Origin of the sequence: Caballeronia sp. (genome assembly GCF_049581465.1) — a bacterium.
Classification (GTDB): Bacteria; Pseudomonadota; Gammaproteobacteria; order Burkholderiales; family Burkholderiaceae; genus Caballeronia.
Map to the genome: position 1 here is coordinate 1 of NZ_JBAUSA010000338.1, position 9,955 is coordinate 9,955.

Consider the following 9,955-nt stretch of genomic DNA (forward strand, 5'->3'; position numbering starts at 1 on the left):
CTTCAACACTTCGTCGAGATCCAGTCCCACAAATTCCGGTGCGTCGAAGACGTCGGCCAGCGTCGCTTCCGAGCGGCGCAACAGATCGAACAAGGCCCGGTGATAGTCGCCACCGCGCGAGATGGAAGCAGGCTCGAGTGAAACTACCGGCGCGTACTCGATGCCCGGATGGCCCCAAAGATGAATGCACGCGGCTTGTTCGCGCAAGCGGCTGTCGTTTAGAGTCGCCTTGCCCCGCACGAAAATGTCCGAGCGAAACGAGCGATTGGCGAAGTAGTCGCGCAGCTCCTCGGCACGAACCGGGTCGCCGATGCCGTCCACCCATGCACGCTGCTCGTCCGTCATCCACGAGACTGGCGACATGTACGAAAAGCGGGCACTACCCGCGTAAGTCAGCTTTGCTTCAGCAAACTCCCGTGCTATGTCAGTGAAATAGAAAGGCATCCACGTCTCCTGCATGTACTCGTGGACCAGATAGCGGGCGTCCTGCTTGTCGAAGTCCTCGATCCGCCACAGCGAATCGGGATTGCGCACGAAATGCGTCGAGCCCAGGGCCGCCGCCTTCTTGGCGATTTCCGATGCCTGGCCCCAGTCATCTCCGTTCGCCCCGCCATGCGCCCTCAAGAGGCGTTGCAACGGCAACACTTGCGCGCAACCAATCATGGCGTTGTAGCTCACCTGCACAACGCCCCCCGGCTTCAGGTAGCGCGACAGGAAGGTCAGGATTTGCGCGCGGGTTTCATCTGATATCCACGAGATGATGCCGTGCATCGTCACGTAGTCGAACATAGGGAGATCGACGCGCCCTTGCGCCAGTTCGCCGAAGCTGTTTTCCAGCAACGTCAGGTTCTGCAGATTGGCTTCCTGTTTTATCGACGATGCCGCAAGTACGTGCAGCGGGTTGAAGTCGCACGCGTAAAAGTCGCCGTCAGGATGGGTCGCCGCCAAAATCAGCGAGGTCAGGCCCTGGCCAAATCCCAGCTCGCAGTAGGTGAAACCATCGAGCGCCGGCGGGGCCACGCGCTGCATCGCCAGACATGCGTTCAGGTAGGTGGGACTCTGTTCGTGATAGTAGCCCGTGGTGTAGGCAATCGAATTGTTGTAGCCCGCCGTCCAGTTCATATGATTCTTCCTCAATTCGCCATTGTTTCGATTTCCGTTTCTATGCGCCTCGTTGTGCAATTTTTTGGGCGTATCTCACGGATGCGCGAACTATGCCGATTGACGGACATTTCATGAATGGGAAACGTCTGATTTATTTGGCTACCGATAAAGCGTTTGTTTCGCGTCAACGACGGGCCGCTTGTGACGCAGGTTTCGAGCCTCTGGAATCGAGTTCGTCGCCCCCTGTCTTTTGGTCTTTTTTTGTCAAATTTATTCGTTATACTGATTATTTTTATTCTTTCAACCCAGCGATGAGGCGTCGTCTTCGCCTCGCCGCTTTCCTCGTTGTTTCTACACCTTTCCTGCCGCGACTTCTTCCGGCTTCAACTCCACGATCGCGTCCAGCGCTTCTTTTACATCGATCGCGTATTTCGCCAGGCGCTTCTGCTCGTCCGTCACCGGCACAAATGTCGGGACGGGAATAGGCAGACCCTTTTCATCGACGGCTACGAAAACCATCAGGCAATCGGTGGTCTGCTGCAACGCGCCGCCCTTCGGATCGCCGGCGTGCACCGAGATATGCAAATGCATACTCGTGCGCCCGGTTGCCACCACCCGCGCCCGCAATTCCACCAGGTTGCCCACCAGGATCGGCCGGCGAAAACGAATGTTGCCGACGCTCACCGTCACGCAATATCGGCCCGACCACATGGCAGCGCACGCGTAAGCCGTCTCGTCGATCCACTTCATCAACGCGCCGCCGTGAACCTTGCCGCCAAAGTTGACCGACGTCGGCTCGGCAAGAAAGCGGAACGTAGTCTCGGAACGCTCCGGCATGGAGTCGGAAACAGCAGCAAAAGCGGGCGCGGAATTGGATGTCATGGCAGATCGGGCGAACCCGGCAAAGGAAGTTGACGAATCGAGGTGACGAATCGAGGTGACAAATCGAGGTAACCAATTATAAGGGGCGCAAAAAACCGCCGGGCGAGCGCCCACGCGTCCGCTTACTTCCGGTAAGAAACACCTTGGTCGATCACGCCGTACATGTCTATGCTCGATCCCCCTGCTGAATTAGAAGGCATTCCCGCACAGCCCGCGCATATCGCGACGAGCATTCCAACCACCATGAGCTTCAACATTTTTTTCCCCGCCACACCCTGACCACGCCCCAGATCAACATTCTAGCGCGACGGCGTCCGGCCCTCGGAAAGAGGGCCGGTTGCATCAATAGTTCACGATTCGATGAAACGTCGTGCGCGCCAAGCGGCTAAAGTAGCCTCTAGTACCACCGAGAACCGCCAAAATCAGGAGCGCTCCATGTTGTTCAATCCCGACGATGCCCGCCCGTTCCCCGGTTTATCGCGTATCGGCGCGTTGCTTGCCGATCCCGGCCGCGCCGCCATGCTCTGGTCGTTGATGGACGGTTGCTCGCGCCCAGCGGGAGAACTCACCATGATCGCGGGGCTGTCGCCGTCGTCCGCGAGCGGCCATCTCGCCAAGCTCACCGAGAGCGGCCTGCTAGCCCTCGAAGTCAGCGGGCGCCATAGGTACTATCGGATCGCAACGGCGGATATCGCGATGGCAATCGAAGCGCTCGCCAATCTGGCCCACGCCAGCGCGCCTCTGCGCGAGACGACCGCAAGCCAGCAGCCGCAGCGCCGTGCATCCACTGTCCCGCTCGATATGCGCTACGCCCGCACTTGCTACGACCATCTGGCCGGCGAACTCGCGGTGCGGTTGTTCGACCGGATGCTGGCATCGCAATGGCTGGAAATTGTGCGCGACACTGCCGCTGGCAGCGCCCCGGCGCGCCCAGGGCCGACTGCACTGGATACAACAGAGCGTGGTATCGATGAATTCGCGCGCCTCGGGATCGACCTCACCGCTCAACGCGCGCAGCGGCGGCGCTTCGCCTGCACTTGCATCGACTGGAGCGAACGCCGGCCACATCTCGCGGGCGCGCTCGGTGCGGCGTTTCTCAGCGCATGCACAACACACGGCTGGCTCGAACAGACCGCGAAACGCCGGGTACTGCGCGTGACCCCGGCCGGCCAACGGCACTTTGGAGCCGTTCTCACCGACGCATGAAGGGAACCCCCGGGAAACCCCCGCTTCAGATCGCGATGGGCGCCTTGATCGCCGGATGATACTGATAGCCCTCGATCACGAAATCCTCATACTGATAATCGAAGATCGATTCCGGCTTTCGTGCCAACTTGAGCGCTGGCAACGCATAAGGCGTGCGGCTGAGTTGCTCATCGACCTGTTCCAGATGGTTCAGGTAGATGTGGCAATCACCACCGGTCCACACGAGTTCGCCCACGTCGAGATCGCATTGCTGCGCCAGCATGTGCGTGAGTAGCGCATAGCTCGCAATGTTGAACGGCGTTCCGAGGAACACGTCCTGGCTGCGGCAGTACAAAAGACAGCTCAGCTTGCCCTCGTTCACGTAGAACTGCGCCAGGCAATGGCACGGAGCCAGCGCCATCCGGCCGGCACGCGCGTTATCGACGGGCGACATGGATTCATCGGGGAAATCCGCGACGTTCAATGCCGTCAGCATCAGGCGGCGCGAGTTCGGCCGCGTCTTGATTTGATGCACGAGCGCGCTGACCTGATCGACCATCGTGCCGTCGCTTTTTGGCCAGAAACGCCATTGGTGACCGTACACCGGGCCGAGGTCGCCGTTTTCATCGGCCCATTCGTCCCAGATCGTCACGCCATGGTCGTTCAGGTACTTGATGTTCGTGTCGCCGTTTAGAAACCACAGCAGTTCGTACACCACGCTCTTCATATGAATGCGCTTGGTGGTCAGAATCGGAAACCCCGCCGCCAAATCGAAGCGCAACTGGCGACCGAACGTGCTGATCGTGCCAGTGCCAGTCCGGTCCATCTTGCGCGCGCCGCGCTCGAGAATGTCTTTGAGCAGTTCTTGATACTGGATCATGGAAAAGGGTAAGGGTCGTTCGTGAGAGAGACGTGCCGCTATTTTCGCACGAGGTTTCGCGGCACCAGCGGACTACGAAAAGGGGAATTGCGCAGCGCCCGAAAACACAAAACCCGATTTTACCAAGCGCGGGAACGCGAGGAGTGAATCGGGTCCAGGAGCGGTTCAAGAGCGGTTTATAAACGGTTCCCGCAAGACAGAGGCGTCCGCAGGCGGTCAGACAGGAAGCGAACAATTCGGCTGGGCTGCGTCGCCGAGGAGGCCGATGCGCAGCGACATGCACGGCGGAAGGTGAGAGCCCCCACCCGCCGCGCATTCAGCCCCAGCTCGTCAGAAGGCTCAGCCGCGCGTCACGTGTTCAGTCGTCGGCGCATCGACTTCAATGTGCCGCATGCCATGCGCGCTCAGCAGCCGATACAACGTTACCCGAGAAATACCGAGTTCCTGCGCGGCGTCTCCGAGACGGCCACGATGGCGCAGCAACGCGAGTTCAATCGCTTGCCGTTCAGCCGCCTCGCGCGCCTGCGCGAGAGAAACCGGCGCCACTTCCACGTATTCACCGAGCTCAAGGTCGCGCGCGCTGATCTGGCGCCCTTCCGACATCACGATCGCCCGGCGCACGCGATTAATGAGCTCGCGCACGTTGCCCGGCCAGCCGTAGTTGTGAATCGCCGCGATCGCATCCGGCGCGAAACCGCGCAAACGCCGGCTCGCGTCCTTCTTGAAGCGGTCGAGCATGTGTTTCGCCAGCAATTCGATGTCCTTGCCCCGCGCGCGCAGCGGCGGTTCATCGATTTGCAGCACGCACAGCCGGTGATACAAGTCCGCGCGGAACCGTCCTTCAATCATGGCCGTCTGCATGTCCACGTGCGTGGCGGAAATGATACGCACGTCCACTGGAGTAGAACCGTGGCCGCCGAGACGTTCGACCTTACGCTCTTGCAAGAAGCGCAGCAGGCTTGCCTGGCTTTCGAGCGGCAAGTCGCCGATTTCATCGAGGAAAAGCGTGCCGCCGTTCGCCGCTTCCACGCGGCCGATCTTGCGTTGATTGGCGCCGGTAAACGCACCTCGTTCGTACCCGAAGAGTTCCGATTGCAACAAATGAGCCGGGATCGCGCCGCAATTGATCGCGACAAACGGTTGCTCCCGACGCACCGAGCGCTCATGGATGGCCACGGCGGTGAGTTCCTTGCCGGTCCCGGACTCGCCCGAGATGAACACCGGTGCATCCGTCATCGCGACCTTGCGAATGGAACGGAACAACGCAAGCATGGCGTCACACGAGCCGACCATTTCGCCTTCGGCGCGCCCGTCACGCACATCGCGGACATCGCCTGTTGCGTTTTCGTGCAACGCGACCATGCCATACGCGTGGCCGACCGCATCGACGATGCGATCGTTGGACGTCGGCATAGTGACGTAATCGAAACAATAGTCGCGAATCAAACGGCGCACGGCCGCGTCTTCCAACTGACCCTGCCCGGTAGCGGCGACCCAGCCGACGTTGGTCATGGTCAGCGACGCTTCCATTGCGGCGAGTTCATGCGCTTCGAACTTGCCCGACAAATCGAGCAGGCCGCCTACCGCCATGTCATTGCGCAGCCAGCGGCGCGCGTCCTTCGCGTTCGATACCACTTCAATGTGCCAGCCGCGTTCCTCGAAGCGCGCGCACAGAGGCGCACTCGCCTCTCGAGTCACGTAGATTAGTTGCCGCCGAGCGACTTCCATTGTTCTGATCCTCTCGTCAACGGTCGTTGAAAAGGTCGCGCCGGTAATAGCATCAACCACGTCGCAGATATCGATAATTCAATGCGTATTCTACGAACGGTCATTCGGATAACTGCAAACGGTGACACCCCGGAAGCGACGAGCGTTATCGCACGGCTCTTAAACGAACCTGTTTTCAATCTCGTGCTGTTTTTGAGAGCCTACTATAAAGCAGTTACTTCGAAAACAATTATCCTCAACGAGGTCTTTCGCCTCCTTGCCAAGCCGTGTCGGCTTTAGGTTTAGCGCGGACGGTTGCGCTTTAATCTCCTTTTTAAACAGTTTAAATAAGACAATCGCATTTTACGAAATTTCGGATGAAAACGGGTGTTTACGGTGCTTTGTTTCACTTGTGAAACGTTTTCGTCGCTTTTTTGATTCACTTTTGACGTGAATCCGCACCGTGCTCAATAACCCCAGTGGATTGCGCGTCCTGGCATATGTTTCGCTAAATAAGAGCGACTTAGGAGGGCGTCATGCTAATCGTTGGCCGCGTCGTCAAGTGCGGAAAAACCACGCCGAGACACGGGCTTGCCGCGTCGGCAACCCTGGGTTTGATCATGGCAGCGTCGAGCGGCAACGCATGGGCGCAGAACATCGGCAGTGAGGATCGATCAGGAACGGCCGCAATCCGGCCCGCAATGTCCGTAAATGAAACAATCCCGGCGCGCCACGACGACGCTGCAAACGCGAGCGATAGGCCACCCGACAGCACGGCCGTTTGGCTCGCGCCCCCCTCTGAATCGGCTGCCGCCCATACCCATCATTCGGTAGATTCTACCGCTGTCACCGTCGAGAAAGTACACGCGATGGCGGCAGAGGCGTCCGCGGCATCGGTGGTGAAGGGCGTGACGTTGTGGGATGAAATAGCGCCGTCATTGCCCGCCCCGATACCCGTCGATGCGGCCGCGCTCACGCCGCCTGCGGTGCGCAACGATTAAGCATGGATCGAGGTCGAGGACCAGCTCATTAAGAAATACCGGTTAAAGCAGTGAAATCAATATTTATTAATACAGTTAATGAAACACCAGGGAGGATGAAACCGAGGGCGCACATGTAATTTATGCTTGATTGTGCATGAGAATAGAAAGGCAGAGACTTAGTCAGAAGATTTGAAACACGCCTGAAAGCAGGTCACTACACGCATTGCGTCGCCGCAACGCTATTGAGCGGGCGAGCCACGCAATATAGCGAGAGAGATGGAGTCGCACCGGTTTTGAATGCCATCCGCGAGGCGCCCGGTCAGGACGGGCGATGGCCGTCTGCGGCCGGGAGGCTCCGCTCCGAACGATTCCTGCTGTTCGACGGCTAGATGATCGACGGCGATGTCCACGTCGTGCCCGCCCCGGCGCTGCGGTGTACCTCGTCGCAACCGGAGGTCGCTCGTGCATGAATTCGTTCCTGCGTCTCAGCCGGTCCCCGGCGCCTGTGGGTCGGGTAACCTCACCCAGCTTCCTGCCGAGGAATTAGAGCCATCTTCGTCATCGATACAGCCAGCGACAGGCGTCGCGTCCATTGTCCCGAATTTCGCGGCCGTCCTTGTCCCGCAGGCGTTGCCGGTCGTTCGCGATCTGGTCTACATCGCGCAGGCGCCGTGCCAGCCGCTCATCGCGTACCTGAAGAGCCATGGCTGGCACGTGTCCGTGAGCAGCTTGGGCCCACAAGCGCCGCGATTACTGAAAGCCGATCGGCCGACGGCCGGCATTGTCGATATGGCGGGCCTCTCCGCGCGGGAACTGGCGACACTTGAACCCTTGCTTCGTCATCAGCAGGCCGGCTGGATCGCGCTCGCTGACGATGACCGCATCATCGACCCCGTAGTGCGCCATATGATCCGCCACTACTGCTTCGATTTCGTGAAGGGGCCTGTCGCGCACGCGACCCTCGGCTACCTGGTCGATCACGCATATGGCATGGTCAGCTTGGGTGACGGTGATGTCGCGGCCTCCCCGAGCGTCTTCGGCGACGAGCAAATGGTCGGCACGTGCGAAGCTATGCAGCAGCTTTTCCGCACCATCCGCAAAGTCGCCAATACAGACGCGAACGTGTTTATCTCCGGCGAATCGGGTACGGGCAAGGAATTGACTGCCATCGCGATCCACGAACGTTCGCCGCGCCGCAAAGGCCCGTTCGTCGCGATCAACTGTGGCGCGATCGGCCAGCATCTGATCCAGTCCGAACTTTTCGGCTACGAGCGCGGCGCGTTCACGGGCGCGAACCAGCGCAAGATCGGTCGCGTTGAAGCGGCCGATGGAGGCACGCTTTTCCTCGATGAAATCGGCGACTTGCCGCTCGACTGCCAGGGCTATCTGCTGCGTTTCCTGCAGGAACAGAAAATCGATCGCCTGGGCGGGCGCGACCCCGTGGCGGTCGACCTGCGGGTGATCTCCGCGACGCACATCGATCTCGAAGCCGCCATGCGCGAAGGCCGCTTTCGTTCCGACCTGTTTCATCGGCTATGCGTGTTGCGTGTCGATGAACCGCCGCTGCGCGAACGCGGCAAGGACATCGAAATTCTGGCGCTGCACGTGCTTCACAAATTCAAGGGTGACGGCAAACGCAAGATCCGCGGCTTCGCGCCATCGGCAATCGAGGCCATGTACAACTACGACTGGAGCGGCAACGTACGCGAGATGATCAACCGCGTGCGGCGCGCGATCGTGATGGCGGAGAACAAGCTGATCACCGCCGAGGACCTCGGCTTGAGCGACTGCGCGCCAGTCGAATCGACCACCCTCGCCGCCGCCCGCGATGCGGCCGAGAAACGCGCGATTGAACTGGCCTTGCTGCGGCATCGGCGCAAGTTGAGCGAAGCGGCTGCGGAACTTGGGATTTCGCGGGTGACACTTTATAGGCTGATGGTCGCGCATGGGTTGCGCGGGGCTGCAGGCTGCAATGGCCTGGCTTGAGGGCTCGGGTAGAATCGGCGGGCCTTAGTCATTCTCGCCGTTCCATACCTTGGACAAACTCACCTCATGACGATGCTTACCCTGATCGTCGCCCGCGCGCGCAATGGCGTGATCGGACGCGATAATCAATTGCCCTGGCGCTTACCCCAAGATCTGGCGTTCTTTAAACGCACCACGATGGGTGCGCCCATTGTCATGGGGCGTAAAACGCACGAGTCCATTGGGCGAGTCTTGCCCGGGCGGCGCAATATTGTTGTTTCGCGGGATCCTCAGCGCGTGTTTCCTGGATGCGATACGGTTACCCGGCTTGAAGACGCCATCGCGCTAGGGCAGGCCGATGGCGCCCCCGAAGTGTTCCTGATCGGGGGGGCGCAGTTGTATCGTGAAGGGATCCTGCTTGCACAGAAGCTGTGCATTACCGAGATCGACGCCGATTTTGTCGGGGATGTGGTTTTCGATGCGCTCGATCCCTCGGTCTGGAAAGAGGTTTCTCGTGAGGCGCATGCCGGCGATTCGTTTGGCTATGCGTTTGTGACGTATTCGCGGTGCTGATAGGGGCTTGAGTTTTCTTTTGGTCTCATCCGCAAAAAAGCCCGGGACGGCTGTCGTCGTCCCGGGCTTTTTTGTCTTGCTTGTTGCCGCTCTCGGCTTACTGTCCCGCTATCGTCATCTTCTCGATCAGCACCGAACCCATTTCCTTGTTTCCTCGCACCACCGTGTCCGCGCCAATCGCTTCGATGTGACGGAACATCTCCTGCAACGTACTCGCCACCGTGATTTCCTCCACCGGATACTGGATCTTGCCGTTCTCCACCCAGAATCCCGATGCACCGCGCGAATAGTCTCCGGTCACATAATTCACGCCCTGCCCCATCAGTTCCGTCAGCAACAGACCCGTTCCCAACTTCTTCAACATCTCTTCGAAGTCGTCGCCCGGTTTCGTCAGTGAACTGCGCAGCGATAAATTGTGCGATCCGCCCGCGTTGCCGGTGGTCGTCATGCCCAACTTGCGCGCCGAATACGTCGAGAGGAAATAGCCCTGCACTACGCCATCTTCCACCACGCTGCGACGGTGCGTCCTCACACCCTCCTCGTCAAACGGCGCGCTGCCCGCGCCACCCTTCACATGCGGATCCTCCAGCACCTGAACGTGCGGCGCAAATACCGGCTTGCCAAGACTATCGACGAGGAAAGTCGTCTTTCGATACAACGCGCCGCCACTCACCGC

9 protein-coding genes are annotated in these 9,955 nt (G+C 59.6%); 4 read left to right on the top strand and 5 right to left on the bottom strand.

Features of this window, described 5'->3' with window-relative positions:
- Positions 1 to 1,122 (bottom strand): class I SAM-dependent methyltransferase (locus WCA53_RS08485; RefSeq protein ID WP_423907939.1); only part of this gene is annotated, 1,122 nt, incomplete at its 3' end.
- A gap of 333 nt (positions 1,123 to 1,455) precedes the next feature.
- The gene (locus WCA53_RS08490; protein ID WP_423907956.1) at positions 1,456 to 1,941 is read right to left on the bottom strand and encodes an acyl-CoA thioesterase; all 486 of its coding nucleotides are present in this window, start codon (positions 1,939 to 1,941) and stop codon (positions 1,456 to 1,458) included.
- 480 nt (positions 1,942 to 2,421) lie between these two features.
- Here WCA53_RS08490 and WCA53_RS08495 point away from each other — a divergent pair, with 480 nt between their 5' ends.
- A complete protein-coding gene (locus tag WCA53_RS08495; protein WP_423907941.1) occupies positions 2,422 to 3,192 on the top strand; it encodes an ArsR/SmtB family transcription factor in 771 nt (256 codons plus the stop codon).
- A gap of 25 nt (positions 3,193 to 3,217) precedes the next feature.
- Here the strand turns inward: WCA53_RS08495 and WCA53_RS08500 are convergent, their stop codons facing one another.
- Positions 3,218 to 4,051, bottom strand: coding sequence for a thymidylate synthase (locus WCA53_RS08500; RefSeq protein WP_423907944.1), 834 nt, complete (start codon positions 4,049 to 4,051; stop codon positions 3,218 to 3,220).
- Positions 4,052 to 4,390: 339 nt separating this feature from the next.
- Entirely contained in the window at positions 4,391 to 5,779 is a 1,389-nt protein-coding gene (locus WCA53_RS08505) for a sigma 54-interacting transcriptional regulator (protein WP_423907947.1), read from the bottom strand.
- A 515-nt stretch (positions 5,780 to 6,294) separates the two neighbouring features.
- Between WCA53_RS08505 and WCA53_RS08510 the strand changes: the two genes are divergently transcribed.
- The 3 genes from WCA53_RS08510 (at position 6,295) to WCA53_RS08520 (ending at position 9,279) form a co-directional block, all read left to right on the top strand.
- Positions 6,295 to 6,759: a hypothetical protein gene (locus WCA53_RS08510; RefSeq protein ID WP_423907949.1), complete on the top strand. Its 465-nt coding sequence runs from the start codon at positions 6,295 to 6,297 to the stop codon at positions 6,757 to 6,759.
- Positions 6,760 to 7,332: 573 nt separating this feature from the next.
- A complete protein-coding gene (locus WCA53_RS08515; protein WP_423907959.1) occupies positions 7,333 to 8,727 on the top strand; it encodes a sigma 54-interacting transcriptional regulator in 1,395 nt (464 codons plus the stop codon).
- 66 nt (positions 8,728 to 8,793) lie between these two features.
- The gene (locus WCA53_RS08520; protein WP_423907951.1) at positions 8,794 to 9,279 is read left to right on the top strand and encodes a dihydrofolate reductase; all 486 of its coding nucleotides are present in this window, start codon (positions 8,794 to 8,796) and stop codon (positions 9,277 to 9,279) included.
- A gap of 97 nt (positions 9,280 to 9,376) precedes the next feature.
- Here the strand turns inward: WCA53_RS08520 and WCA53_RS08525 are convergent.
- A partial coding sequence (locus WCA53_RS08525; protein ID WP_423907953.1) for a metallopeptidase TldD-related protein occupies positions 9,377 to 9,955 on the bottom strand: 579 nt, incomplete at its 5' end.

What these genes read in the sequence shown, in the direction of transcription:
- WCA53_RS08500 (WP_423907944.1), bottom strand. Translation starts at nt 4,051, where the DNA reads ATGATCCAGTATCAAGAACTGCTCAAAGACATTCTCGAGCGCGGCGCG.
- WCA53_RS08490 (WP_423907956.1), bottom strand. Translation starts at nt 1,941, where the DNA reads ATGCCGGAGCGTTCCGAGACTACGTTCCGCTTTCTTGCCGAGCCGACG.
- WCA53_RS08505 (WP_423907947.1), bottom strand. Translation starts at nt 5,779, where the DNA reads ATGGAAGTCGCTCGGCGGCAACTAATCTACGTGACTCGAGAGGCGAGT.
- WCA53_RS08510 (WP_423907949.1), top strand. Translation starts at nt 6,295, where the DNA reads ATGCTAATCGTTGGCCGCGTCGTCAAGTGCGGAAAAACCACGCCGAGA.
- WCA53_RS08520 (WP_423907951.1), top strand. Translation starts at nt 8,794, where the DNA reads ATGACGATGCTTACCCTGATCGTCGCCCGCGCGCGCAATGGCGTGATC.
- WCA53_RS08495 (WP_423907941.1), top strand. Translation starts at nt 2,422, where the DNA reads ATGTTGTTCAATCCCGACGATGCCCGCCCGTTCCCCGGTTTATCGCGT.